This is a genomic window from Sphingopyxis sp. GW821-FHT12F08, assembly GCF_058806755.1.
Genome location: NZ_JBXAQA010000006.1, coordinates 347,651 through 372,889, shown reverse-complemented (window position 1 = coordinate 372,889; position 25,239 = coordinate 347,651). Strand labels below are relative to the sequence as shown.

The following is a 25,239-nucleotide window of genomic DNA, read 5'->3' as shown; positions in this document are numbered from 1 at the left end:
TCCGATGTTCAAGCTTGTCCCGCTGCTCGACGAACAGGAAGTGCGCACGCTGCGCGAGATCTCGGCCGCGGGAAAGTTCGTCGACGGCAAGATCAGCAACCCGCATTCGAAGATCAAGAACAACCTGCAATTGCACGACGCGCAGGCCTATGAGCGCTCGTCGAAAATCCTGCTCGACGCGATGGTGTCGAACCCCGATTTCATGGAGTTCAGCTTTCCCGCGCGCATCGCGCCGCCGCTGCTGACGCGCTACACCCCGGGCATGCATTACGGGCTGCACCCCGACGCCGCCTATATCCCGCTGTCCGACGGTCAGCTGCGCACCGACATCAGCTGCACCATATTCATCAATGATCCGGCCGATTATGACGGCGGCGCGCTGCATGTGACGCTGGGCGGCGCCGACCTGCGCTTCAAGGAAGCGCCCGGCGTCGCGATCGTCTATCCGTCCTACACGCTGCACGAGGTCGAGCCGGTGACGCGCGGCGAGCGGCTGGTCGCGATCACCTTCATCCAGAGCCTGATCCCCGACGTCCAGCACCGCAACCTGATGTACGAACTCAACGACGTCGCGGGGCTCGAAGGCGCGAAGATGGACCCGGAGAATTATACGCGGTTGCAGGCGGTGCAGTATCAGCTGCTCAGGATGTGGCGGCGCTGATAGGCCGTCGCCCCCGCGCAGGCGGGGGCCGCTGTCGGCATAGCGCGAGGTCGCATGCGGCCCCCGCCTTCGCGGGGGCGACGATATTAGTAGCCCATCAGCGCCAGCACTTCCTTGCGGCTACGCTCGTCCTCGAGGAAGCAGCCGAGCAGGCGGCTGGTCACCATGCCCACCCCGGGGGTGCGCACGCCGCGGCCGGTCATGCAGCCGTGCTGCGCGTCGATCACCACCGCGACGCCGTGCGGCTGGAGATTGTCCCAGATGCATTTCGCGACCTCGGCGGTCAGCCGCTCCTGCACTTGCAGCCGCCGCGCATAGCCGTTGAGCACCCGCGCGAGCTTCGAGATGCCGACGACGCGGTCCTTGGGAAGGTAAGCGATCGATGCCTTGCCGGTGATCGGCGCCATATGATGTTCGCAGTGCGACTGGAACGGGATGTCGCGCAGCATGACGATCTCGTCATAGCCGCCGACTTCTTCGAAGGTGCGCGACAGGTGGATTGCCGGATCCTCGGCATAGCCCTGGCAATATTCGAGCCAGGCGCGCGCGACGCGCTTCGGCGTGTCGAGCAGCCCCTCGCGCGTGACGTCGTCGCCGGCCCAGGCGATGAGCGTGCGGACCGCGCCCAGCACATCGTCGGGAACCACCGGCTTGCCGTCGGGTCCCACTTCCACCTTCGTCATCCGCCCGCTTTCACTGTTGCTTTCATGTCGCACATTTCGGCGCGATTGTGCCATTACGCAACCCCGGCGCGCGAAGAATTTCCTGTCGCAAAACAAGTTTACGTTGCGGAATCGGACCTTTTTTTGCCCGCTGCAACGCAAGAAAATTTCTGCGGAACATCGCTGAACAAGTGGCTTGACGCTTTCGTCAACTAAGCGCAATTTTGAAAGCATTACAGAACCTGCCGAAGCAGGTCGTGATCGGAGATGCCGGTATCAGTCCCCGGGTGCCGGTGGGAGAGGACGATGCCCAGCACAGCTGGCTACACTGTTATGCGCGCGCGCCTGCGCTGGATCGACGAGGTCCGGCGCCCGTAGCCCTGTCTGGACATATCCCCTCCCGGTTGAGCGATGCAATTGGGCGGCCCGTGGGTGCGGGCTGAAAAAGGGAGGCACAATATGAAGTTCAAGGCACTGATCGGTACATCGATCCTTGCGATGTCGGTCGCGACCCCGGCGTTCGCGCAGGATGCGGCGGAAACCGAAACCGACGCATTCGGCGGCGAAATCGTCGTCACCGCACAGCGCCAGTCCGAACGCCTGCAGGACGTTCCCATCGCGGTCAGCGCCTTTTCGGCCGAATCCCTCGAAGCGCAGCAGATCGAGAACCCGTCCGACCTGCAGCTCACCCTGCCCAATGTGACTTTCACCAAGACGAACTTCACCTCGTCCAGCTTTACCATCCGCGGCATCGGCGACCTTTGCGTCGGCGTCAGCTGCGACAGCGCGACCGCGATCCACCAGAATGAATCGCCGCTGATCGGCACCCGCCTGTTCGAGACCGAATTCTTCGACCTCGAGCGCATCGAGGTGCTGCGCGGCCCGCAGGGCACGCTGTTCGGCCGCAACGCGACCTCGGGCGTGGTCAACGTCGTCACCGCCAAGCCCGACCTTTCGGGCTTCGGCGCGGCGGGCGAGTTCGAATATGGCAATTACAGCAGCATCAAGGCGAAGGGCATGGTCAACCTGCCCATCGGCGACACGCTCGGCGTCCGCATCGCCGGCTTCTACCTCAACCGCGACGGCTATACGAAGAACCTGTTCGACGACAGCCGCATCGACGATCGCGACATGTATGCGATCCGCGGTTCGATCCGCTGGCAACCGACCGACAATACGACGCTCGACCTGCTCGGCTATTATTTCCGCGAAAAAGACAACCGTATGCGCATCCAGAAGCAATATTGCCAGCGCGACCCAACCGGCGTCCTCGGCTGTCTCAACAACCGCCGCGACCCCGGCGTCACCAACGCCAACTCGACCTTCGTCGGCGTGCTGACCAGCCGCGAGTTCCTCGCGATCCGCGGCATCCCGACCGCCTTCGGCCTCGGCAGCCTCTATGGGCCGGATTCGCTCTCGACCTTCCAGGCGATCGCCGACCCGCGCGTCGTCAACACCGACTATACGCCGACCTATTTCTCGGACGAACTCCAACTCCAGGGCCGGCTCGAGCAGAGCTTCGGTGCGATCAACGTGTCGCTCGCGGGCGTCTATCAGGAAGCCCGCGTCGACAGCCAGCAGGACTATAACCTGTCGGTGCAGGATCGCAGCTTCTTTGCCCCCGCACTGGGCGCGCTCAACGCCGCCGCCGCTGGCGCCATCCCGGGCCTCCCGGCAAGCTTCTTCATCCCGATCCGCAACGCGCTGATCCCGAACGGGCCGACGGGCAATCTCTGCACCTCGCTCTCCGAGGAGACCGGGCTCGGCGCCTATGGCGGCTTCTCGACCTGCGGCGCGACGCCGCAGGATTTCGACCGCTCGAACCAGGATTCGTCGAGCTGGTCGGGCGAGCTCATCATCAGCTCGGATTTCGACGGGCCGTTCAACTTCCTGCTCGGCGGCATCTACGGCAAGTCGCACCTCACCGAGAATAGCTATTATGTGAACGCGTTCGGGATCGACTATCTGACCGGCATCCTCGGCACCTTCACCGCGCTGGGGTCGGGCGGCGCCCTTCCGAACAGCTTCCTCGGCACGCCCTTCTTCCGCAACAACACCGACGACCTCCGCGTGACGTCCTACGGCCTGTTCGGCGAAGGCTATGTCGAGTTCAACGACGCGCTCAAGCTGACCGTCGGCGTGCGCTATAACAACGACAAGAAATATGTCCGCGCGCGCTCGACGCTGGCGAGCTTCCTCGTGCCCTATGGCACGACCGGCGGCGCGTTCAGCTCACCCTTCGCCGCCGGCTTCGACGCCGACCCGGGGATCGCCGGCAACCAGCTGTTCCAGGAACGCCGCGTCGGCTTCGACGAGGTCACTGGTCGCGCGGTGCTCGACTGGAAGATCACCCCCGACAACCTGATCTACGTCAGCTATTCGCGCGGCTACAAGTCGGGCGGCATCAACCCGCCGCTGCAGCCGGTCTTCGCGGTCGAAGAATCCTTCGCGCCCGAGATCGTCGATGCGTTCGAGATCGGGTCGAAGAACCGCTTCGGCGCGCTGCAGCTGAACCTCACGGCCTTCTATTACAAATATGACAGCCTGCAGCTCAGCCGCATCGTCGCGCGCACCTCGGTGAACGACAATGTCGACGCGGACATCTGGGGCCTCGAGGCCGAAGCGGTGATCACCCCGACCCCCGACTTCGTCGTCAACCTGGGTGCGAGCTACCTCAACACCGAGGTGTCGAGCGACAAGTTCCTCGGCAACCCGCGCGATCCGTCGGGCGGGCGCAACGACGCGGTGATCATCAAGGACATCACCAACGGTTCGAACTGCGCCGTGGTCCCGACCACCGCCGGCAACGCTGCGGGCACCGCCGGTTATGTGACGGCGATCAACGCCAGCCTCGGCCTGCGCGCGCCGGCCGGATTCGGTACGGGCAGCGGCATCAACTCGCCCGGCGCCTTCGGCATCTGTTCGGTCCTGCAGGCCAATGCCGCGACCGTCGGCGCTCTGTTCGGCGGGATCACGATCGAGAATGCGGGCGTGCCCGTGAACATCAAGGGCAACAAGCTGCCGCAGGCACCGAACTACAAGTTCAGCGCCGGTGTCCAGTATACGCATAATTTCCAGAACGACATGTCGCTGACCCCGCGCCTCGACATCACCTACACCGGTGACAGCTACGGCAATATCTTCAACGGCCGCATCAACGAGATCAACGGCTATGCGCAGGTCAACGCGCAGATCCAGCTCAACGGCCCGGACAAGAAATGGTTCGTGAAGGCGTTCGTCTCGAACATCTTTGACAGCCAGCCGGTCACCGGCCTCTATGTCACCGACCAGTCGTCGGGCCTGTTCACCAACGTGTTCACGCTCGACCCGCGTCGCTATGGCCTCGCTGCCGGCTTCAAATTCTGATCCGCTAGCGGCGAAAAGAAAACCCGGCTTCTCGGCGGAGAGGCCGGGTTTTTCTATGCCCGAAAGCTGGGACCGAAAGCGAGGAGCGGACGGGGCCGCCCCTCACCCTTCCCCGGTTCAGAATTTGAAGCGCACGACGCCGCCATAGGTGCGCGGCTGGCTGGGATAGCCCGACACGCTGCCCGACTGCGCCACGGCGGGGAAGATCGTCGTCAGATATTGCGCGTTGGTGAGGTTGCGGCCCCACACGCCGACTTCGAGGCCGTTGGTCAGCGCGACGGTGAACGACGCGTTGAGCTGGTTGACCTCGCGCTTCAGATTCTGCGCGACGCTCGCCGGGAAGCCGCCGAGACCCTCGACGATCTGCACCGGGCTCTCGTAGTGGTAGTCGACGTGCAGGATAGCACGCGTGCCGCCCGCGAACTCGTGCGTATAGGTGCCGCCGGCCGCCATCGTCAGTTCGGGGATGCCGGCGGGCGTGGAACCCGAGATGTCGCCGAACGCCGAATTGACGAAGCTGTCGTACTTCGGATCGAGGTAGGTCACCGCCAGCGTCAGGTTCAGGCCGTCGACCGGGCGGACCGAGCCGTCGAACTCGATACCGAAGGTCGACTGCTTGCCCGCATTGGCGAGCGCGAAGCCGGTGCCGGTGAAGATGTTCGACTGGAAGCCCTTGATCGACTGCTTGAACACCGCGAGGTTCAGCGCCGCGACCGACCAGTTCGCCTTCAGGCCGAACTCGTAGACCGTCGATTCCTCGGGATCGGCGAAGCGCGACCCCGACACCAGGTTCGGGGTCGCGAGACCGCCCGAGATGATCGCGGGCAGATCCGACGCGAGCGGCCGGCTGTCGCGCGACAGGTTGACCGAGCTCGCCTTGAAGCCCGTCGCATAGGTCGCATAGACGTTGACGGTGTCGGTCAGCTCATACGACGCGCGGACGCTGTACGCCAGGTCGCTGTCGCTCGTCTTGCCGTCCTCGACCGCGTTGGGCAGGTTGAGGAAGGGCGGCAGGAACTGGAACGGACGCAGCGCGAGCAGCGGGTTGACCGCGGCGTTGTTCTGGTTCGCCGCGGCGAAGGCCGCCGCGCCGGCGCTGATCTGGCCGAAGAGTGCCGGCTGCGCCTGCGCGAACGCCTGAATCTGCGCGGCGTTCGCGAGGCCCGGAAGACCCAGCGCCTGGCCGACGGTCGTCGCGATGCCCTGCTGCGTGATCGCGGTGCGGCCGATCGTCGTCAGGTTGAGGCCCGAGAAGACGTCGCTGCTCGTCACGTCGGTGGCGAAGCGCTTGCGGTCCTTCGTGTAGTTGAAGCCGCCGGTCAGGGTCAGCCGGTCGGTGACCTCGAAATCGACGGTACCGAAGACCGAGAAGGCCTCGTCCGACATGCGATAGGCTTCGTCGAGCCCGTCGCCGGCGCGGAAGAACTGGCCCGTGAACATCGCCGGATTGCCGAGGATGCCGCCGATCTGCTGCTCGAGGCCCGAAATCACCGCATTGCCCGCGGCGTTCGGGTTGGGCGAGCCGAGCACGACCGCCGGGTTGATCAGCCCGCCCGCATAGGCGCGAAACTGGGTTCCGAAGCGGATGTCGTTCTTCTGCTTGATCTTTTCGTTGAAATAATAGCCGCCGAGCAGGAAGTTGATCGGGCCGTCGAAGTCCGAGGTCAGGCGGACTTCCTGGGTCCAGGTGTCGATGCCCAGATCCTGGCTGTTCTCGCCGATCAGGTCGGCGCCGGTGAAGTCCGAATCCTGGTTGGTGAGCGCGCGCACTTCGCGATAGGCGGTGATCGAGGTCAGCGCGAGATTGCCGAGATCATAATCGATCTGCGCCGAGCCGCCGTAATTCTTGATCTTATTCGACGACAGGAAGTTGTTGTAAACGTCGTACGAGAAGGGGTCGTTCGCATCGACGCTGGGGCCGCCGACGAGCGCGTTGGTGATCGCGACGGTCGGGCCCGCGATGACGTTGCCGGCGATGCAGCAATTCTCGTCGATCTTGTCGTAATCGCCGATCAGGCGGATCGACAGCGCGTCGGTCGGTTCGAACAAAAGCTGGCCGCGGAAACCGTAACGATTGCGGTCGTTGACGTCGGTGCCGAGCTTCAGGTCCTGGGCATAGCCGTCGCGGCGGTTGTAATTGCCGCCGATCGAGAAGGCGACGGTGTCGCTGATCGGGCCGGTGACATTGCCCTTGACCGTGATCGCGTCGTAATTGCCATAGGTGACTTCGGCGGTGCCGCCGAACTCATATTGCGGCTTCTGCGTCACGATGCTGATGACGCCGGCCGACGCATTCTTGCCGAACAGGGTCGACTGCGGCCCGCGCAGCACTTCGATGCGCTCGACGGCAGGAAGGTCGCCGATCTGCGCGGCCGAGCGCGAACGATAGACGCCGTCGATGAAGACGCCGACCGAGGGTTCGATGCCGGCGTTGTTCGCACCGTTGCCGAAGCCGCGAATGATGAAGTTGGTGTTCGCGCTCGACTGGAGCTGCGACACGCGCAGGCTGGGCACCGCGGACTGGAGGTCGATGAGGTCGCGAATCTGCGAGCGTTCGAGGTCGGCGGCCGAGGTCACCGAGACCGCGACCGGCGTGTCCTGCAGCGTCTGCGACCGCTTGGTCGCGGTGACGATGATCTCGTTGCCGTAATCGGTCGTGTCTTCCGCGGGCGCGGCGGCGTCGTCGGCCGGGGCGGCATCCTGGGCATAGGCAAAAGCGGGCGTGGTTGCGGCGCACAGCATGGTGGCGCCCAACAAAATGTTGCGCAAGGTCATGGGGTCTCTCTCTCCAACCCAGCGAAGCGCGGCCTTGCGGCCAAAGGAGGGGATGCTCCGGCGGGAACCCGCCGCTCTAATCGCCCGGTCCGCCGCGTCAACGCGGCGCGGCATCACCCTAAAGTTTTTCGGGCGATTAGTGGCCAAAAAGCAACAGTTTGCACTGCAGCATAGCGCGGCAAGTCATGCGGGGCTGCGGCGGCAATAGGACTTCTCTTAACCCTGCCCGCTTTAAGGTGGCGCTACTTGGGCGAGGAGATCATTATGCGGGCGAAACACAGGGGCACGATCGTCGGAGCCTGCGCCACGGCGACGTTGGCGATGACGCAGTCCGTAGCGTCGCAGCCGCCCGCGCCCGACGTCCCGCTCGCGCTGGTCACGGGATTCCATAGCGGCGGACATATCGAAGATTATGTCGCGCGCGTGGTCGGCGAGCTTCGCCAGGCGGACCGCGACGACGACGGCCTCGACCAGGGCGACATCGATTTCGCCATCGCCCGCCGCGCCGCGGTGCAGCGCGCCGGACCGATCCAGCGGATCCTGCCGATGGACCTCGACGGCGACCTCCGGATCACCCGCGCCGAGATCGGGGCGAGCACGGGTGCCGATTCGGACCCGGAGGCCGACCAGGCGGCGCGCGATCGCCGCATCGAACATCAGCTCAGCCAGTTCGACCTCGACGGCGACGGCGTGATCACGCTGTCCGAGGCGGCCGCCACCGCGCGCCAGCAGGCGTGGGACCGGCGGCTCGCCGCGCTGCTCGCCGCCGATCCCGATGGCGATGGCCGGCTGACCGCCGCGGAGCTGACACTCCTGTCGGAAAAGGCCTTTCACGCCGTCGATGCCGATGGCGACGGCACGACGTCGGAGGCCGAACTGACGGCGATCCGGCCGCTGGTGCGCGAAAGCCAGATGACCTGGCAGGCCGAAATCTGCCCGCTGCCCCCTGTACCCGCGGCGGCCAGGCTGATCGCCTATGGCAGTTACGAGAGCCGCACGATTTCGCCCGTCCAGATCGAGAACAACGACAAAAGAGCGAAGACGCGGCTGATCGAGGCGGCGATCGAGCCGGGCGAGCAGCCGCTCTACCTGGTGCTGACATCCTATGAAGCGACGCTGTGGCGGCTGTCGGGCGCGACGAACCGGGTGAGCCATGTTGTCGCTACCTCCTTCCGCGCCGGGCGCGGCGGGATATCGGCGGTGGGTGTTACCGGGGTCCCCGACAGGAAGATCACCATCGCAAAGGCGGGGTGCCCCAATTATTTCAATTCGACCACCGAGGACGAAGCCATGCGCACCCGGGCATCGCTCCGCTTTTCGCTGAAGCGCGAACCCGACGCGATGTTCGCCGACTATGCGGCTGACCGGGTGTCGTTGCCGTCGGGCGCGATCGCGGTCGAGCCGGACGATTGACCGCAAGGGCGTCGCGAACAATGCACGAGGATGGAGAAAATGGTGCCTGGGGACGGGATCGAACCGCCGACACTGCGATTTTCAGTCGCATGCTCTACCAACTGAGCTACCCAGGCGCAGCCTTGGCGGACCGACCGGCCCGCTGGCGAGCGGCGGCTATAGGCAGGGTCCGACGTCCTGTCCAGCATCTTTGTTGCGGTAATTTTGCGGCCTATTCGTCGGTGAAATTGTCGACATCGGCCGTCCCGTCGGGGGGCTGGGCGGCGGGCACGCGATAGCCCTCGCCGAACCAGTTGAGCAGGTCGCGGTCGCGGCAGCCGCGGCTGCAGAAGGGCTTGAATTCGTCGACGCGCGGACTACCGCAGAGCGGGCAGCCGCGCGGTTTGGCGGATGATCTACTGGGCATGGCCCGGTCCTTTGATGGCGGCATCGGTGGCGATTTCGACGGGACGTCCGGTGCGGGTCTGCAGCATATGGGTCCAGCCGGGGTGCGCCGCAATATGCCCGGCGACCGCCGGACGCGCGGTCAGTGTCAGCGCCCCCACCCCCACCGCGCGCTCGGCCTGGCGCAGCAGCAGCGCGGCGTCGGTGGCAACGGGGTCGAAGCGGATCTGCTCGACCAGCGACGGGCGTTCGCGGCGGCGAATGATCTGCATCAGGCCGAAGCCGTTGGTCGCGGTGCGCTCGAACGGCTGCGGCAGCAGTTCGTCGACCAGCGCGTCGATCGCCAGCCGCTCGGCGCGGGTGCGCAGCGAGGGAAAGTCGATCCCGATCGATCCGCCGATGCCGCAGCAACGGATGACTTCGGCCGCCGCCATCGCGCCCGCCTTGGCGAGCGCCAGCGCATCGCCGTCGCCGTCGATGTCGATCAGCGTCATCGCGGGGGTCGTATCGACCCACAGCGCGCCGCCGGCGAAAGGCCAATGGCCGGCGCGGACTTGGTCGATCAGCTCGGACCAGCCGGCTTGCTCGAGGCGATCGGGGCCCTGCGCGTGGATATCGACAACGGGGATAGTGCTCGCGGCCATTCGCGCGCGAAGGTCGGGCCCGTCGGCCAGCGTCGCGCCCGGCTCGACGAGCCGCACCCGCGCCGGCTTGTCGCGACCGCGCTCGCGCAGCGCCATCCGCGCAACTTCGACGGTGAGTTTGGTGCCGAGCGAAATGGCGGCGGGCAGCCCGGCGATCGTCGCCGCGGGTTCTCCCGGCGCGTCGAGCACGAGCTTGCCCGGCTCGGTCAGCCGCGCGTGGAGGATCGCACCGATCCGCGGCCCCTCGTCTTCGCGCTCGATCCGCGCTTCGACGATCCGCCCGTCCTCGACCAGCGCGGCGCGCGCTTCGCCGATCCCGGCCTCGTAGAGCCACTCAGCCAAAAGGCACGCCCGCGGCGGACAGCAGGCTGCGCGTCTCGAACAATGGCAGGCCCACGACGTTCGAATGGCTGCCCGACAGGAAGCGGACGAAGCTTTCGGCGCGGCCCTGGATCGCATAGCCGCCCGCCTTGCCCATCCCCTCGTCGCTCGCGACATACCAGTCGATCTCGGCGGCGCTCAGCGCCTTGAAGGCGACGATCGTATCGACGACGCGCACGCGCGGCTTGCCGTCGGGTCCGACGACGCAGACCCCCGACCAGACATGGTGCCGCCGCCCCGACAGCAGGCCGAGCATGCGGCGGAGGTCGGCTTCGTCGACGGGCTTTTCGAGGATCCGGCGTCCGACCGCGACGGTGGTATCGCCCGCGAGCACCACCTCGTCCGCGGCGCGCTCGACCGCGAGCGCCTTGCCTGTCGCAAGCCGTGCGACATAAGCGCGCGGCAGTTCGCCCTTCAGCGGCGTTTCATCGATTTCGGGGGCTGCGATGCGCGCCGGAACCACGCCGATGCGCGCGAGCAGTTCGAGCCGGCGCGGCGACGTCGAGGCCAGCACCAGATCGGGAATTGGCGCGGGAGCCTTCACCGCACCGCTCACTTGAAGCGATAGGTGATCCGACCCTTGGTCAGGTCATAGGGGGTGAGTTCGACGAGCACTTCGTCGCCAACGAGCACGCGGATGCGGTTCTTGCGCATCTTGCCGGCGGTGTGGCCGAGAATCTCGTGATCGTTTTCCAGTTTTACGCGGAACATCGCGTTGGGAAGCAGTTCGACCACCTGGCCGCGCATTTCCAGAAGTTCTTCTTTCGCCATCAATCCTCAAACGGTCTGTAGGAAACAGGATGCGCGCCCATAGCCGCAAATGGCCGCGATGGGAAGCGGTCTGTCACCCCGCCGGATTATGCTTTGCCAGGAAGGCGTCGAGCCGGTCGAACCAGTCCTTCTGGTTCGCCGGATCCGAAAAGCCATGACCCTCGCCCTTGTAGGCGACATATTCATAATCGCTCTTGCCCGCCTTCTTGAGCGCGGCGACGAGCTTCTTCGACTGGCTGATCGGGACGTTGCTGTCATCCTCGCCATGCGCGATCAGGATCGGGCGGGTCAGCCGCGCGGCCTGCTGCGTCGGCGACACCGCCGCGAGGTCGAATTCGCCCTCGCCTGTCACGCGCGCCTGCCAGCTCTTGCTCGCCGTCTTGGTCAGGTAGCGGCGGTCGTATTTCAGCATCGCGTCCCAATCGGCCACCCCGGCGAAACTCGCGGCGCAGCGATAACGTTCGGGATTGCGGATCGCCGCCCAGAGCGCGGCATAGCCGCCATAGGAGGCGCCGACGACACAGACGCGCCCCTTGTCGACGATGCCTTCGGCCGCCAGCCAGTCCATACCATCGTCCAGATCGTCCTGCATCGCGCGGCCGATCTGGCCGATGCCGGCGTCGCCATATTCGGTGCCATAGCCGCCCGAGCCGCGGTAATTGGGCTGCAGCACCACATAGCCGCGATTGGCGAGCAACTGGACCTCGGGATCATAGTCCAGCTTGTCGCGAACCCCGTAGGGACCGCCGTGCGGCAAGATAACGAGCGGCAGCCCTTTCGCCTCGCGGCCCTTGGGCAAGGTGAGGAAGGCCGGAATCTCCTTGCCGTCGCGCGCCTTGTACCGCACCGCCTTGGTCACCGCGAGCATCTCCGGCGGCAGCGTCTGCATGCGCGCGGCGACGATCGCCATCTCGCGCGTCTTGCGGTCGAGCATGAAATAGACGCCGGGATCGTCGGGCGCGGTCCCCAGGATCAGCAGCCGGTTGCCGTCGCGGCTGCGCGAGCTGACCCAGGCCTGCAGATTCGGCACCGCGCGGTCGATCTGCGCCTGCAGCTTCTTCGAATCGGCGTCGAACCATTCGACCCGGTCACGATCGTCGGTGAAGGACACGCCCTCGAGCGCCTTGCCGTCGGTGGTCAGCCAATAATCGTCGATGTCATAGCGGTCGCTGCCGTAAACGAGGTCGCCGATCTCGCGCGTGCCGTAGTTGAACTTGTACAGCGCCTGCCGGCCGGTCTTTTCGTCGCTGAGCACATAGCCCTCGTCCGACCCCGTCACGACCTTCGCGATGTCGAAAAAGGCCTCCTTGTCGCCCGGACGCACCGCACCGATCAGCCGGAAATCCTCCTCGGCCGTCTTGCGGTAATAATAGCGGACCTTGCGGCTTTCCCAGCCGACGCCCGCCCGGACGATGCCGGCGTCGTCGGCATACCATTCCCAGATCGGCTGCCGCGGACGAACGATTTCGGACATCTTGCCGTCGGGCAGCGAGACGCGGAATACCGAGGGATAGTCGTAGATGGTCCGCTGGATCGACAGCAGCAGATAGTGGCCGTCGGGATCGACGAAGAGGATGTCGTCGCCCTCGAGCCCCTGACCCTCGCGCGAGATCACGGTCGTCGCGCCGCTGGTCACATCGTGGAGCAGCAGGACCGACTTATAGGCTTCCAGGCCGAGAAACAGCGTGTTGCGACCGACGCTGACAAGGATATGGCCGTTGCCCGCCCAGCGAGTCCAGTTGAGATCGACCTTTTCGGGAATCGCGAAACCGGCGGTCTTTTCGCCCTTTAAATCGCGATAGGCGACTTGCTCGACCCCGCCCGAGCGGTGGCGAAACAGGATGCGCATGCCGTCGGGCGACAGCTTCGCATCGGAAAATTCGGGCAGCCGCGCAAGGTCGGCGGTCGCGATACGCGCCGGACGCTCGCCGACCGCCGCGGGCCCCTCATTGGCCAAAACCGCAGGCGCCGCGCCAGCCAGCGCAAGCGCCATGATAGTCCCTATTGTCCGCCCAATCATTCCCCGCCCCCGGTTGAAACGCCTTGATAGGGGACGGAAAAATCAAATCAACCCGGTCGTTACTCGACCAGCCGCAAACGCCGCGCCACGCGCCAGCCGACGGTCTTGGCCCAGGCATAGCTCGGCCAGCGCGGCGGCATCGCGGGGTCGAGCCCCATGCGGCGCAGCGCCGCATTGGCGGCATGCGCCTCGGATTCGCGATAGCTCCATTCGCTGCGCCAGGTGATCGACAGCGAGATCGAGGGCGCGTCGCCGTTGGCGACATAATGCGGCGCCATCACGGGCATCAGCACCGCGTCGCCGGGCGCGAGCGGCACCTGTTGCTGCCCGCCTTCATAGCCGTCCTGCCACGGCAGGTTGCGGTGGCCGCCGGTGTGATAGCGCTCATGCTCCCGGCGGTGCGCGAAACGCTCGTCGCCCGCGGGCCAGACGTTCATTACCTTGGTGCCGCGCAGCTGGAGTAGGATATTATGCTCGGGATCGAAGTGGAACGGCGTGATCGAGCCCGGCGAGGAGATGAAGACGAAACCCTGCGGCGTCAGCATCGCGCCGGTACGCGGGGTCACCACGGGCTCGAGCTCGCCGAGCAGGCGCAGCAACAGGTCGCGGTAGTCGGGCACAGTCTCGATATTCTTGAGCACCGCCCAGCTGCGGTTGGTGTCGATCGTCCGGATCGTCTCGCCGATCGACAGGCCGTTCGACGGCAAATCCTCGGGCGCGATGCCGATCGGCACGTCGCCGGGATTATATTCGACCTGGATCCCGGGCAGCCCTTCGCCGAGCACCGCCAGCGCTTCGAGCGACAGCAGGGGATGGTCGGGCAGCCGGTGGTGGAGCAGGCCCGCCTGCATGGGATAAAGCGCCTCTATCGCTTCCAGCGTTTCGGCGGGAAAGACGGGGCGGTCGATTACCTGGTGCGCAGTCATGGCTGGTCCTGTTCTTCGGAAGGTTCGGCGGGCGCGGGTTCGGCGCGCTTCCAGCGCCGCCAGATTTTTTCGGCTTTCGTGAGCAGCGAAAAGCGCAGGCGATCGCCCGCGCTGCCGAGTGGGACATTGACCCAGACGAGCGCGCGACGCTCGCGCCACACGCTGTCGATCATCGGATGGCCGGGCGCGGCGCAGCTGTCGACCCAGGCGATGCGGGAGTCGGCGAGCAGGTCGAGATTCGCCTGTTGCAGCAGCACCCCCGGCGAGAAGCGCGCATAATCCTCGTCGAACGCGGTCTTGAACGAAAAGCCGCCGGGCGGGGCGAGGAAATTGACCAGCATCGCGAGCGGACGACCGTCGAGGTCGAGCGCGCGCATGTCGAGGCGGCCCGCCTCAGCCGCTCCGGCGAGGATCGCGCGGAACCAGGCCTCGGTCTCGCCATGGCTCGCGAGCGCCGATCCGGCGCGGCCTTTCCAGCCGCGCGCCTCGAGGGCGAGGAAGGCGTCGACCCAGGGTTCGACCGGCTCGTCCGCCGACCAGCGGCGGAAGGCGACTGTGCCCTGCTCGGCGAGGCGGTTCGCCTGCCGGCGGTGCTCCTTGCGCTTCTTCGCGCGCACCGCGGCATCCCAATAGGCCTCGGGCGACAGGTCGCTTTCGAGCAGTGCGCGTTCCTCGCGATGGACCATCGCGGCCTCGCCGCCGCGCACGCGCGCGACGTCGATCAACGCGCGGTGCAGCGGGCCGCCCTCGGTCAGGCGCGGCACGTGCAGCAAGGTCTTCGCCCAGGGCGCGGCGTCGCACCAGCCGAGCAGGATCGACCAGAAGAGGCTTTCGAACCCCGCACGGACGAGCGGGAGCCCAAGGAAATGATTGGGATGCGCCCAGCCGGCGACATGGCGCAGCGGCAGCCGGCCATAATGGCGCGCGGGCGCGAGCGGCATCACCCCGATCACCGGCCCGTCGGCGCCGTCGCGCACCATCACCAGCCGCGTGTGGCGTTCGGGGTCGAGCAGGTGGAGCGCCGATTGCAGGCACCAGCGCTCGGCAAAGGGATTGGGCTCGCTCGCCGCCACGGCGACCGCGTCCCATGCCGCGGCGAGCGGCGGCGACAGCGCGAGCGGGTCGACGACGCGCACTGTCAGCGGCGCGGCGCTGGCCGGCACGGGGGTGCCGTCGACCGGAAAGGCAGGATGGACCGTCATCGGGGTCAGGCTAGCAGCGAGGGGTTAAGATGAGGTGGCTGGCGGGGCTAGTTCCCCTCCCTGCAAGGGAGGGGTTAGGGGTGGGTAGCCGCAGGCGTTCTTCCTTTTCTCCCGAGGTCGGAGGCGAGGCGACGCCTCGCGACCCACCCCCGCCCCCTCCCTTGCAGGGAGGGGAGAACAGAAAGGGGAGACTAAATCCCGAACAGCTTCGCCAGCGACTTTTCCAGCATGAAGAATTGCCAGATCAGCCGGCCATGGTCGCGACGGCCCGACTGGTGCGCGGCGACGATGCGTTCGATCTCGGCCATGTCGAACCAGCCCGCGCGCGCGAGCGTCGACGAGGTTGCGAGCCCCTTCGCCGCCTCGACGAGCGGCCCGCGGAACCAGTGCGAGACCGGGGTCACGAAGCCCATTTTCGGACGGTAGAGGATGTCGTGCGGCAGATAGCGTTCCATCGCCTGTTTCATGATCGCCTTGCCGGTGCCGCCCTTCACGCGCATCGACGCCGGCAGGCTCGCGGCGAATTCGATCAGGCGATAGTCGAGCAAAGGTTCGCGCGCCTCGAGGCTCACCGCCATGCTCATCCGGTCGGTCTTGGTCAGGATGTCGCCGGGGAGCCAGATCGTTAGGTCGGCGTATTGCGCACGGTCCAGCGGTTCGCGCGCGGGGGCGTCGGCCATCGCCTTCCAGTAGCGCGCCTCGGCGACATGATCGCCGAGCGCGGATTTCGCCGCGCCGTTGAACAGCCGTGCGCGCTGGTCGGGGCCGGTGACGCCGACTGCCTCGGCATAGCCCTCTGCCCCGCTCTTCGACAGGCTGGCGAGCGTGGCGCGGGCGCGCAAGGGTCGCGGCGCCCAATCCATCTGCGGCCAGACCTTCGCCAGCGGCCCCAGGATATTGCGGCGCAGCACACCGGGGATCAGCCCGCGCAGCCGCTCCTCCTGATGCTGGAAGACCAGCCGGCGATAGCCCGCGAACGCCTCGTCGGCGCCGTCGCCCGACAGCGCGACCGTCACCTCCTCGCGCGCGAGTTCGCACACGCGGTAGGTCGGCAGCGCGCTCGCGTCGGCGAAGGGCTCGTCGAACATGTCGGCGATGCGGTCGACGAGGTCGAAGTCGCTCGCCGCAACGGTGCGCGTACGGTGATCGGTCGCAAAGCGTTCGGCGATCGCTTGCGCATAGGCCGTTTCGTCGAGCGCGGCCTGATCGAATCCGATGGTGCAGGTCTTGACTGCCTTGCTGCTGGCCTCGGCCATCAGCGCGACCACCGCGCTCGAATCGACCCCGCCCGACAGGAAGGCGCCGAGCGGCACGTCGGAGACCATGCGGTCGGTCACCGCGGCGCGCATCAGATGGACCAGATGCTCGGCCGCCTCGCCCTCGCTCGCGCGGATGCGCTTCGAAAAATCGGGCGCCCACCAGCGCGTCGGCGCGGGCACGGGCTTGCCGCGTTCGAGCAGCAGATAATGGCCAGCGGGCAGTTTCTGCACCCCCGCGACGATGCAATTGTCGTCGGGGACATAGCCCAGCGCGAGGAAATCCTCGACCGCCGACAGATTGGCTTCCTGCCGCAGCAGCGGGTGGCGCAGCAGCCCCTTGAGCTCGGACGCGAAGGCCAGCGAGCCGTCGGACAGCCGGGCATGGTGCAGCGGCTTTACGCCGAGCCGGTCGCGCGCGAGGAACAGGCATTGGCGCTGGTGGTCGTGGAGCGCGAAGGCGAACATGCCGTTGAGCCGCGACAGGCATTCGACGCCCCATTGGCGCCACGCCGCGATGATCACCTCGGTATCGCCGCTGGTGCGGAAACGGTGGCCGCGCTCCTCGAGTTCGGCGCGCAGCTCGCGGAAATTATAGATTTCGCCGTTGTAGGTCAGCGTCACCGCCTCGTCGTCGCTCGCCATCGGCTGCGGGCTGCCCGCGATGTCGATGATCGAGAGGCGGAGGTGCGCGAGGCCGACCCCGGGCGCGGTCCAGGTGCCGCTGCCATCGGGGCCGCGGTGCGCCATCGGATGCAGCATCGCGCGCAGCCGCGCGGGGTCGACCGGCTTCGCCGTGTCCAGATGATAGAGGCCCGCGATCCCGCACATATTCTTCTGGGCTTAGCGGCTTTTCAGCGCGCGGTCAGCCATCGCCTGCGCTCCGCCCGACGCGGAAAGGAAATCGGTGATCGCAGCGGCGCCCCCCTGCCCCTCCTCGCTCGACACGATCAGCGACAGCGCGCGCGGATCGCCGCCGAGCAGCCGCGCCCTGAGTCCCGCGAGTTTCGCGGCGCGCGGGCTGCCGGTGACGGCGCCGTCGACGATGTACCAAGTCGCGGCGTCGCGCAGCACGGGGCCGGGGTGGAGCAGCCGTTCGGTCTTGCCGCCGTCGATGGTGGGAAGCGCCGCGCTCCACGCCCATTTGCTGTCGGGATCGACCGCGCCCTGCCCGAAGGCGACGACCTCGCGCCCCTCGGCCTGGCGCTCGTAGCCACCGATCGCGACGGTCACCTGCCGCCGCGCGGCGTCGGTGAAGTGCAGAATCTGCACCTGATCGGCGCCGTCGAAGCGCGGCGACCAGGAGGGGCGTTCGAGGATGACCTCGGCCCAGCCCGGCGGGGAGGCGATCACCATCGTCTCGGCCAGCGGCGCCGAGCGGCCGCCGACCAGCGACGCCCAGCCGGCGAAGGCCAGCGGGATTGCGAGCGCGATGGGGAGCACCGCCTTTGCAGGGCCGGCGAAGCGCGGTGCGCCCTGCAAGCCCGACATATCGACCGCGGCGTCGTTCGCCGGCCGGTCGAACCAGCGCTTTGCGACGAGCATCACGAGCAGGATCACAAGGCCGAAAAAGACCCAGCCGTAGATGACATGGTCGATCCCGCCCGCGCGCTCGATCCCCCAGATCTCGGCCGCGACCATCGTCCCCCACGCGCGGATGGCGTTGGCGAAGATCGTCGTGGCGAGCGCCGCCACGACAAAGACGATCCGCCGCGTCCAGCTCCTGAAACAGAGGTGCGCCGCGAACACCGAATAGGCGAGCATCGCGATCAGGAAATTGACCCCCGAACATTCCTCGGCGACCTCGAAGAAGCCCGCGCGGGTGGTGATGAAGACGCCCTCGATCTCGGCCTGCAATCCCGAGAGATGGAGCAGGATGATGCTGATCTTCGCAGTGAAGGTCTGGAGCAAGGGCACCAGCTCCTCGCCGAAGGGCACGAGCAGCAGCGCGTAGCCGAGCGGAAATAGCAGCCCGCGCACCAGCTTTTCGCCGAGCACAGCGCCGACCGCGCCCTGGAGCATCAGCACCAGCCCGAGCTGGCGGAACAGGCCGACCCCCGCCGCCTCGCCGACGAGCCAAGTAAAGCCGCCGCCCGCGAGCCAGGTCAATGCGGGCCACCAATAAGTCGGAGCCAGCGTTCGCAATTGCGGCACGCGCTGCGCGACAAGCCAGCCGATCATCGGCACCATCAGCAGGCAGTGCGTGAAAGGCGCGCTGTTCCACCAGATGTCCGCCATGTCAGCGGCGTCGCGGTGGAAGATCGTAAGGATCGCGAGCGACAGCGCGCCGAACGCGACAAGGTGCCGCTGCCAGCGTGTCCATTCGCGCGGACGGGTCAGCGCCGCCGCGCTCATGCCGCGAGCCCCAGCAGGCGCCCGAGCGGCGCGAGCCGCGCGTCCCAGCCGTAGCGCGCGATCATCCGCGCGCGCGCCGCCTGTCCCATCGCGGCGGCGCGCGCGGGGTCGCCGAAGCAGGTGCCGACCGCCGCCGCGATCCCCTCAGCACCGTCAGCGACGAGCAGGTGGGTACCGGCTTCGGCGTCGATGCCCTCGGCGGCAGCCGGGCTGGCGACCACCGGGCGCGCCATCGCCATCGCCTCGAGCAATTTGTTCTGGATCCCGCGCGCGAGGAGCAAAGGCGCGACCACCGCGTCGCCGGCGGCGAGCCAGGGGCGGACGTCGGGAACTTCGCCGGTGACGATCACGCCGGGCAGCGCCGCGAGCGCCTTTACCTCCTCGGTGGGCGCGCGGCCGACGATCGCGAAGCGCGCCTGCGCGTGCCCGCGGCGAACGAGCGGCAATATGTCGTTCGCGAACCAGCGCACCGCGTCGATATTGGGGCGATAGTCCATCTGGCCAGTGAACACCGCAAGCGGCCCCTCGCCCCGCCCGACCGGGTCAAAGGCCAGCGCCGGATCGAATCCGGCCGTATCGATGCCATTCTCGACCGCCTGCACGCGGCGGTCGTCGAGGCCGCTGCGACCGCGGAACAGCGCTGCCTCGGCCGCGCTGACGAACAGGCTGGCGTCGGCGCGCGCGGCAACCTCGGCTTCATAATCGGCGAGGCGGCGCGCTTCGCGGGCGTGGACCCAGTGGAGCGGTTGACGCTTGTCCTGCGCCGCGTAAGTGGCGAATTTGGCGGAGTCGACGTCGACGAAATCCATCAGGATCGGTCCGTCGAAACGCGGCGGCAGATATTGCGCCATCTGGCCCGAGAAGGCGACGATGTGCGTGATCGTGCCGCCCGCGAGCAACGCGTCGACATGGCGCGCGAGCGCGGCATTGCCGAACAGCCGGTTCGACACCGGCTCGCCGTAGAGCACCGCCTGCGCGAGCGCGAGCGGGCGCGAGACGCCCCGGACCTCGATGCACAGACTGGCGCAGAGCGGCGCCATTTTCGTGCGTGCGGCGTCGGCGTCGGCCGTATTGTCGGCGAGCGCGGCGACATGGACGGGGGCGAGCTTCGCCAGCGCCTCGAACATGTGCCAGCTGCGGATGCGGTCGCCGCGGTCGGGGGGCCAGGGCGCGCGGTGAACGAGGAACAGGATTTCGGTCATCAAAGAGTCCGTCAGCCGAGGCCGCGCGCGATCAGCGGTCCGATGCGGTTGGCGGCCCAAAGTGGCAGCTTCTTCCACAGGTCGACCTGCAGCCGGTATTTGGCGCTGGTCGGGTTGGTGTCGCGCGCGGTTTCGCCCTCGGCGAGCCAGCGGGCGTAGGTGAGCGGTTCAGGCTCGAAGCCCCAGTTCTTCTTGTAAGCGAAGGGGCCGGTGCCGAGCTTCGAGCGGCCGAAGTCGAAACGGGTGCAGCCCTTGGCGCGCGCGTGGTTCATCAGGGCGAAGTACATCAGCTCGTTGGCGCGCAGCGTGCGCGCCAAGGCGAGGCCGCCGCCCCAATAGGGCATGACGGTGCCGCGCCAATAGAGGCTGAGGACGGAGGCTACGACTTCACGATCGTTGCGCACGTTGAGGATGTCGGCTTGGTCGCCGAAGCCATCAAGGACGTGCGAAAATAGAGACTTGGGGAACACCGGTGTGCCGAGATTGCGGACACTGGTCGCATAGGTCCGATAATGTGCCGCGCGGTGTTCGGCGTCGGTGCCGACCGAGACTATGAGGTCGCTCGCCAGCGCCTTGCGGACTTCGGCGCGCTGCTTGCGGGGGATGGCGAGGAGTTCGGCTTCCTCGTCCTTGGCGAGGTCGCGGGCGAAGCCGGCGTAGACGTCGGCCTCGACGGGCCAGCCGTCGGGCAGCGGGCCGCCGCGCAGTTCGATCGAGGGGACGCCGAGCGAGGCGGCGAGGTCGACCGCGGCGTCGGCGAGCACCGCCGCGATATCGTCATTGTCGGCGAGGATGCCGCCGCCGACCGCGAAGCCGCTGGCGACGAGCGCCTGCCCGAACAGCGGCGAGCGGACATGGTGGAGCGGGAGCAGTCCGACGATGCGCCCCGCGGCGTCGCGCTGGGCGATCAGATGATATTTGTGGCCGGTGGCCTTGGTGATCGCCTCGCACCAGGCGCGCGTGTGGAAAGGCGTCGCCTGCGGATGCGCGTCGACATAGGCGTCCCAGGCGTCCGCTTGCCCAAGCGGCGCGAAACCGTGCGACGGCGCGTTCATGCCGCCGCGCGCCACGGGACGGCACGGCCCTGCTGCGCCGGGAGCAGCGCATCGGCGCGGGTCCATTCGAAATCGGCGAGCAATTTCTTCAGCTTGCCGGCCATCGCCGACAGGCCGCTGTAATGGCGGATCTTCGATTTGAGCGGCGCATCGGCGACGCGCGGCTGGCCGGGGTCGATTTCCCACGGGTGGAAATAGAGGATCGCCGGATGCCCCTCGGCATTCATGCGCGCGATCGCCCAGCGGGTGAAGCCGTAGGGCAGCAGGCGCATGAAGCCCCCGCCCCCCGCCGCGAGCGTGCGCCCGGCGAAGCGCGCGGTGGTCACCGGCCATTCGACGAGGTCGCTGTCGGGCAAGGGGCGCCAGGCGTGGCGCGGGCTTTGCGGCCAGCCATAATGGTCGTGGACGACGGGCGCGACGCTTGACGAATAGGCATAGCCCTGTTCGGCGAGCACCGCATGCGCCCAGGGGGTGCGCGTGTCGACCGAGAAGCTGGGCGCGCGATAGCCGCGCACCGCGACGCCGCCCAAATCTTCGAGAATCGCCTGCGTCTTCTTGAGGTCAGCGGCGAATTCGCCGGCAGTCATGTTGAAGACGCGCTTGTGGTCGTAGCCGTGGCTCGCGAGTTCGTGCCCCGCATCGACGATGCGCCGGATCAGCGCGGGATAGCGTTCGGCGACCCAACCGAGCGTGAAGAAAGTCCCCTTGACCCCGGCGTCGGCGAAGATTTGCAGCACCGCGTCGCTGTTCGCCTCGACGCGGCATTCGAGCGCCAGCCAGTCGGTACGGTCGATCGTGCGCTCAAAGGCGCCGACCTGGAACCAGTCCTCGACATCGACCGACAGGCCGTTCTGCATCTTCCATCACCTTCATCGACCCGCGCGCGGCGACCCGGCCGCCTCAGGCGGCCCAGGTCTGCGCCGCCGGGTCGGGCGCGTTCGCCGGGTCACGCTCGACCCAATCGATCAACAAATCAAGCACGCGGCGGAGCGCGGCGTCCTGGTCGGCGATGCGCGCTTCGAGCCCGGCGATCTGGCGCTGGAGCGCGACGAGATGCGCGTCGTCGACCGACGGTTCGGTTGCAGCGGGCGCGACCGCGACCTCGGGTTCGGCCGGGACCTCGGCCTCGAGTTCGAAGGTGCCGAGTTCGAGCGCTTCGCCTTCTTCCGCTTCGGCCATCGGCTCGAAGGCCGGGACGGGCGAGGCGAAGGGTGCGGCCTCGGCGGCCGGCGCGGCGGACGCGAGACCGAGCTGCTGCGCGACGAGGCTGCGCGCCTCGACGAAGCTGGCGTGGTGCGATGGCGGCAGCGCCTCGACCTCTTCGGGCACCGCGCGCAGCGACAGGCGGTCGAGGCCGAGCGCGGGCTGCGCGGCGGGCGCGGCGAAAGGCGGCGGCGTGGCCGCCTCCGGCTCGGGTTCGGCGACCGGCTCGACGGCGTGCGAGCGCGCCGGCCATTCGAGCGGCGCTTCGGTTTCAGGTGTCGCAAAAGGCGCGGCTTCCACAACCGGTTCGGGCATGGCGACCGCGACCGGGGCGAGCGACGCCACGGGGGCCGGGGCGGCGGACGCGACCGGCGGCGGCACGAGCGCCGCGGCGTCGATGCCGCGGTCGGCCTCGACTTCGGCGACGACGGCGCGGACATGCTGGCCGGTGATGCGATTGAGCTGTTCGACCGCGCCGAACAGCAGCAGGCGGCTGACCAGCACGTTCAGCCTGCGCGGCACGCCTTCGCTATGGTCGAAGATTTCCTCGAAGGCGTCGGGGCTGAAGCTGGGGTTGCCCGTCCAGCCGACCTTGCCGAGGCGATGGAGGATATAGGGCTCGACTTCCTCGGGCTCCATCGGATCGAGATGATGCGTCGCGATCACGCGCTGGCGGAGCTGCTCGAGCTGCGGCGAGTGGAAGAGCGTCTGGCGGAACTCGGGCTGGCCGAGCAGGAAGATCTGCAGCAGCGAATGGCCGCCGAGCTGGAAGTTCGACAGCATGCGCAATTCTTCGAGCGCCGAGATCGCGAGATTCTGCCCCTCGTCGACGATCAGCAAGGTGCGGCGGCCGGCGCGCGCCTGTTCGCGCAGATACTGCTCGATCGCGCGCAGCAGCTCGGCCTTGCTCTCGCCTTCCCAGCCGAGGCCGAATTGTTCGGCGACGAGGCGGAGCAGGTCGTCGCCCTCGACCTGCGTCGACACCAGCTTGACCGCGGTCAGGCGGTTGGGGTCGATCGTGTTCATCAGGTGGCCGACGAGCGTCGTCTTGCCCGCGCCGACATCGCCGGTGATCACGATGAAGCCTTCGCCCTGCGCGAGGCCGTAGCCGAGGTAGGACATCGCCTTGCGGTGCGTCCCGCTCTCGAAATAGAAAGCCGGATCGGGCGTCAGCTGGAACGGGCGTCCCGTAAAGCCGTAGAACTGATCGTACATAACCGTCTCTTCCCTATGATCAGAAATTGTAGCGCAGGCCGACGAGCGCCGAGCCGATGAGCTGGCTGTTGAAGCCGTCCTGGTCGAAATGCGTGATGCTGGCCGCCGCGCTGCCGGTCAGGCCGCGCCAGAAGCGCCGCGAATAGACGAGCGAGCCCCCCGCCGACTGGACGTCGGACGCGTTCGGCGCGCCATTGTCGAAATAATTGTAGAAGCCGGCGAGCGACAGGTCGGCGTCGCGGCCGAGCTGGCGCCCGATCGAGGCGAAGAGATAATAATTCTCGTCGATCGTACCGTTGAGTTCGGCGATCTGCGACAGCGCGGGCACCAGCAGGCGGCGGCGGTCGTAGCCCGCGCCGATGCCGTAGCTCCACGGGCCCGCGCGGCTGGTGAAGATGCCCTGGATGCCGCGGCTGCGGAACTGCGCGCCGGTCGCGTTCGACAGCGCATTGTTGAGACAGCCGCCGCCCTCTGCGCCGAACTGGCAGCTGTTGACGTCGCCGTCGATCGGGTTGCGCGTCGGGTCGAACTGCGTCGGCAGCCCCGCGAGCCCTGCGGAAAGCCCGCGCCCGAAGCTGGAAATGCCGTCATAGACGCCGATCTGGATCTGCGTCGCGTGGCCGGGGCGGTAATAGAAGCTGCCGGTGTAGATGGTGTCGCCATAGCGGCGCCCGACGCGCGCGGTGAGCGAGGTGCGGCGGCTGGGCTGCCACATCACGCCCGCGTCCCAGATCAGCCCGTCGGTGTCGAAGGACAGCTGGCGCGGGCTGTTCGGGTCGGTGACGAAGCGGCCGTTGGCGTCGCGCACGGGCACGCCGGCCGCGTCGACCACCGGACTGCGCTCGCTGATCTCGATATCCTCGTAGCCGACGCCGCCGAGCAAGGCGAAGGTTGGTCCGATCGGCACGGTCACATCGGCGCGGGCATATTTGCCCTCGAAGCGCTGGTCGAGCTGGCTCGCATCCTCGCGCTCATAGCCGCCCGAGACCTGCCAGCCGAAGGGCAGGTCGCCGGGCTTCTGCCCGACGCTGGCCCAGGCGACATGGTTGGTCGAGCTGTCGAAAATGTCCTGGCTGACCGCACCGGGCGCGAGGACCGGCGCGTCTTCGACCTCGACCTTGTTGTAGCCGAAGCGATAGCCGGCGCCGACGTCGAGCCCGCCGATGCGGCGCGCGAAGGTCGGCCCGGCATAGACCGAGTAGACGTTGGCGGTGTTCGCACCACTGCCGATGAAGATATCCTCGCCGCCGCCGCCCTGCCCGTCGGCGCGGGTGCGCGTCGCGAGCGCGCCGGCCTCGACGTTGAAGCCGCGCGCGAGTTCGTAGCGGCCGCGGAGCAAGCCGCTGACGGTGTGCGAGTCGCCGAGCCCGCCCGATTCGCCGATGCGATATTCGTAGCGGAGCGTCGCGGCGACCTCGGCGCGGCGCGTCACGATCGACGCGTCGACCCCGGCCGCGAGCGTGGTATAGGTGAGCACGTCGCCGCCGTTGTTGAGATCGGCGGTGAGCACCTGGCCGACTTCGAGATAGGGACTGACGTCGACGACGCGCTTGCTGCGGCGCTGCCCGCGTTCGTCGCTCTTCTTTCCGCCGCCGCTTTCGGCTGCCGGCGCCGACGCGCTATCGCTCGATCCGCCGCCGCTTTCGGGGCCGGAGAATTGCGCGTGTGCGCTGGTCGCGGTGCCCGCGAGGAGCAGCGCGGCGAGCGTCATGACGCCACGGCGGGCGTGGGGGAGAGTGGTGCGCATG

19 protein-coding genes and 1 tRNA gene are annotated in these 25,239 nt (G+C 67.5%); 3 read left to right on the top strand and 17 right to left on the bottom strand.

What is annotated here, in order from left to right; translation table 11 throughout:
* Positions 1-4: 4 nt before the first annotated feature.
* Positions 5-661 (top strand): Fe2+-dependent dioxygenase, encoded by a 657-nt coding sequence (locus AC1RNQ_RS17870; RefSeq protein WP_493173257.1) that lies wholly within the window; start codon positions 5-7, stop codon positions 659-661.
* 86 nt (positions 662-747) lie between these two features.
* Here AC1RNQ_RS17870 and folE read toward each other — a convergent pair whose 3' ends face one another.
* Positions 748-1,344 (bottom strand): GTP cyclohydrolase I FolE, encoded by a 597-nt coding sequence (folE, locus tag AC1RNQ_RS17865; RefSeq protein ID WP_493173255.1) that lies wholly within the window; start codon positions 1,342-1,344, stop codon positions 748-750.
* A gap of 438 nt (positions 1,345-1,782) precedes the next feature.
* On the opposite strand from folE, the gene AC1RNQ_RS17860 reads away from it, so the two are divergent.
* Complete coding sequence (locus AC1RNQ_RS17860) at positions 1,783-4,689, top strand: TonB-dependent receptor (protein WP_493173254.1); 2,907 nt, start codon at positions 1,783-1,785, stop codon at positions 4,687-4,689.
* A gap of 117 nt (positions 4,690-4,806) precedes the next feature.
* Here AC1RNQ_RS17860 and AC1RNQ_RS17855 read toward each other — a convergent pair whose 3' ends face one another.
* Positions 4,807-7,464 (bottom strand): TonB-dependent receptor, encoded by a 2,658-nt coding sequence (locus tag AC1RNQ_RS17855; RefSeq protein WP_493173252.1) that lies wholly within the window; start codon positions 7,462-7,464, stop codon positions 4,807-4,809.
* Between the two features lie 264 nt (positions 7,465-7,728).
* On the opposite strand from AC1RNQ_RS17855, the gene AC1RNQ_RS17850 reads away from it, so the two are divergent.
* On the top strand, positions 7,729-8,877 hold the full coding sequence (locus tag AC1RNQ_RS17850) for an EF-hand domain-containing protein (protein WP_493173250.1): 1,149 nt from the start codon (positions 7,729-7,731) through the stop codon (positions 8,875-8,877).
* Between the two features lie 40 nt (positions 8,878-8,917).
* Here the strand turns inward: AC1RNQ_RS17850 and AC1RNQ_RS17845 are convergent.
* From AC1RNQ_RS17845 to AC1RNQ_RS17775, 15 genes are all read right to left on the bottom strand, one after another.
* Positions 8,918-8,993, bottom strand: a tRNA-Phe gene (locus AC1RNQ_RS17845).
* A 95-nt stretch (positions 8,994-9,088) separates the two neighbouring features.
* Entirely contained in the window at positions 9,089-9,283 is a 195-nt protein-coding gene (locus AC1RNQ_RS17840; RefSeq protein WP_493173248.1) for a DNA gyrase inhibitor YacG, read from the bottom strand.
* Positions 9,273-10,247, bottom strand: coding sequence for a ribonuclease (locus AC1RNQ_RS17835; RefSeq protein ID WP_493173246.1), 975 nt, complete (start codon positions 10,245-10,247; stop codon positions 9,273-9,275). Before AC1RNQ_RS17835 ends, AC1RNQ_RS17840 begins: the two co-directional genes overlap by 11 nt.
* Positions 10,240-10,842, bottom strand: a complete 603-nt coding sequence (locus AC1RNQ_RS17830; protein WP_493173244.1) for a Maf family protein — start codon at positions 10,840-10,842, stop codon at positions 10,240-10,242. The genes AC1RNQ_RS17835 and AC1RNQ_RS17830 overlap by 8 nt, the downstream gene beginning before the upstream one ends.
* A complete protein-coding gene (infA, locus tag AC1RNQ_RS17825; protein WP_010162480.1) occupies positions 10,839-11,057 on the bottom strand; it encodes a translation initiation factor IF-1 in 219 nt (72 codons plus the stop codon). The genes AC1RNQ_RS17830 and infA overlap by 4 nt, the downstream gene beginning before the upstream one ends.
* A 73-nt stretch (positions 11,058-11,130) precedes the next feature.
* Entirely contained in the window at positions 11,131-13,050 is a 1,920-nt protein-coding gene (locus AC1RNQ_RS17820; protein WP_493173242.1) for an alpha/beta hydrolase family protein, read from the bottom strand.
* An 86-nt stretch (positions 13,051-13,136) separates the two neighbouring features.
* Positions 13,137-14,003 carry a cupin-like domain-containing protein gene (locus AC1RNQ_RS17815; RefSeq protein ID WP_493173240.1) on the bottom strand — a complete coding sequence of 289 codons (867 nt, stop codon included), beginning with the start codon at positions 14,001-14,003 and terminating at the stop codon, positions 13,137-13,139.
* Positions 14,000-15,205 carry a GNAT family N-acetyltransferase gene (locus AC1RNQ_RS17810; RefSeq protein WP_493173239.1) on the bottom strand — a complete coding sequence of 402 codons (1,206 nt, stop codon included), beginning with the start codon at positions 15,203-15,205 and terminating at the stop codon, positions 14,000-14,002. Before AC1RNQ_RS17810 ends, AC1RNQ_RS17815 begins: the two co-directional genes overlap by 4 nt.
* A 191-nt stretch (positions 15,206-15,396) precedes the next feature.
* Positions 15,397-17,292, bottom strand: a complete 1,896-nt coding sequence (locus AC1RNQ_RS17805) for an XrtA/PEP-CTERM system amidotransferase (protein ID WP_493173238.1) — start codon at positions 17,290-17,292, stop codon at positions 15,397-15,399.
* Positions 17,293-17,304: 12 nt separating this feature from the next.
* The gene (gene xrtA / locus AC1RNQ_RS17800) at positions 17,305-18,816 is read right to left on the bottom strand and encodes an exosortase A (protein ID WP_493173237.1); all 1,512 of its coding nucleotides are present in this window, start codon (positions 18,814-18,816) and stop codon (positions 17,305-17,307) included.
* Complete coding sequence (locus AC1RNQ_RS17795) at positions 18,813-20,018, bottom strand: TIGR03087 family PEP-CTERM/XrtA system glycosyltransferase (RefSeq protein WP_493173236.1); 1,206 nt, start codon at positions 20,016-20,018, stop codon at positions 18,813-18,815. Before AC1RNQ_RS17795 ends, xrtA begins: the two co-directional genes overlap by 4 nt.
* 11 nt (positions 20,019-20,029) lie before the next feature.
* Positions 20,030-21,073, bottom strand: a complete 1,044-nt coding sequence (locus tag AC1RNQ_RS17790) for a FemAB family XrtA/PEP-CTERM system-associated protein (RefSeq protein ID WP_493173235.1) — start codon at positions 21,071-21,073, stop codon at positions 20,030-20,032.
* Positions 21,070-21,930, bottom strand: a complete 861-nt coding sequence (locus tag AC1RNQ_RS17785) for an XrtA system polysaccharide deacetylase (protein WP_493173234.1) — start codon at positions 21,928-21,930, stop codon at positions 21,070-21,072. Before AC1RNQ_RS17785 ends, AC1RNQ_RS17790 begins: the two co-directional genes overlap by 4 nt.
* Before the next feature lie 43 nt (positions 21,931-21,973).
* Complete coding sequence (locus AC1RNQ_RS17780; protein WP_493173233.1) at positions 21,974-23,491, bottom strand: XrtA/PEP-CTERM system-associated ATPase; 1,518 nt, start codon at positions 23,489-23,491, stop codon at positions 21,974-21,976.
* A gap of 19 nt (positions 23,492-23,510) precedes the next feature.
* Positions 23,511-25,238 carry a hypothetical protein gene (locus tag AC1RNQ_RS17775; protein ID WP_493173232.1) on the bottom strand — a complete coding sequence of 576 codons (1,728 nt, stop codon included), beginning with the start codon at positions 25,236-25,238 and terminating at the stop codon, positions 23,511-23,513.
* Position 25,239 lies beyond the last annotated feature (1 nt).

Coding starts and splice junctions, on each gene's coding strand:
- AC1RNQ_RS17870 (WP_493173257.1), top strand. CDS start 5: ATGTTCAAGCTTGTCCCGCTGCTCGACGAACAGGAAGTGCGCACGCTG.
- folE (WP_493173255.1), bottom strand. CDS start 1,344: ATGACGAAGGTGGAAGTGGGACCCGACGGCAAGCCGGTGGTTCCCGAC.
- AC1RNQ_RS17860 (WP_493173254.1), top strand. CDS start 1,783: ATGAAGTTCAAGGCACTGATCGGTACATCGATCCTTGCGATGTCGGTC.
- AC1RNQ_RS17855 (WP_493173252.1), bottom strand. CDS start 7,464: ATGACCTTGCGCAACATTTTGTTGGGCGCCACCATGCTGTGCGCCGCA.
- AC1RNQ_RS17850 (WP_493173250.1), top strand. CDS start 7,729: ATGCGGGCGAAACACAGGGGCACGATCGTCGGAGCCTGCGCCACGGCG.
- AC1RNQ_RS17840 (WP_493173248.1), bottom strand. CDS start 9,283: ATGCCCAGTAGATCATCCGCCAAACCGCGCGGCTGCCCGCTCTGCGGT.
- infA (WP_010162480.1), bottom strand. CDS start 11,057: ATGGCGAAAGAAGAACTTCTGGAAATGCGCGGCCAGGTGGTCGAACTG.
- AC1RNQ_RS17820 (WP_493173242.1), bottom strand. CDS start 13,050: ATGGCGCTTGCGCTGGCTGGCGCGGCGCCTGCGGTTTTGGCCAATGAG.
- AC1RNQ_RS17815 (WP_493173240.1), bottom strand. CDS start 14,003: ATGACTGCGCACCAGGTAATCGACCGCCCCGTCTTTCCCGCCGAAACG.
- AC1RNQ_RS17810 (WP_493173239.1), bottom strand. CDS start 15,205: ATGACGGTCCATCCTGCCTTTCCGGTCGACGGCACCCCCGTGCCGGCC.
- AC1RNQ_RS17805 (WP_493173238.1), bottom strand. CDS start 17,292: ATGTGCGGGATCGCGGGCCTCTATCATCTGGACACGGCGAAGCCGGTC.
- xrtA (WP_493173237.1), bottom strand. CDS start 18,816: ATGAGCGCGGCGGCGCTGACCCGTCCGCGCGAATGGACACGCTGGCAG.
- AC1RNQ_RS17795 (WP_493173236.1), bottom strand. CDS start 20,018: ATGACCGAAATCCTGTTCCTCGTTCACCGCGCGCCCTGGCCCCCCGAC.
- AC1RNQ_RS17790 (WP_493173235.1), bottom strand. CDS start 21,073: ATGAACGCGCCGTCGCACGGTTTCGCGCCGCTTGGGCAAGCGGACGCC.
- AC1RNQ_RS17785 (WP_493173234.1), bottom strand. CDS start 21,930: ATGCAGAACGGCCTGTCGGTCGATGTCGAGGACTGGTTCCAGGTCGGC.
- AC1RNQ_RS17780 (WP_493173233.1), bottom strand. CDS start 23,491: ATGTACGATCAGTTCTACGGCTTTACGGGACGCCCGTTCCAGCTGACG.
- AC1RNQ_RS17775 (WP_493173232.1), bottom strand. CDS start 25,238: ATGCGCACCACTCTCCCCCACGCCCGCCGTGGCGTCATGACGCTCGCC.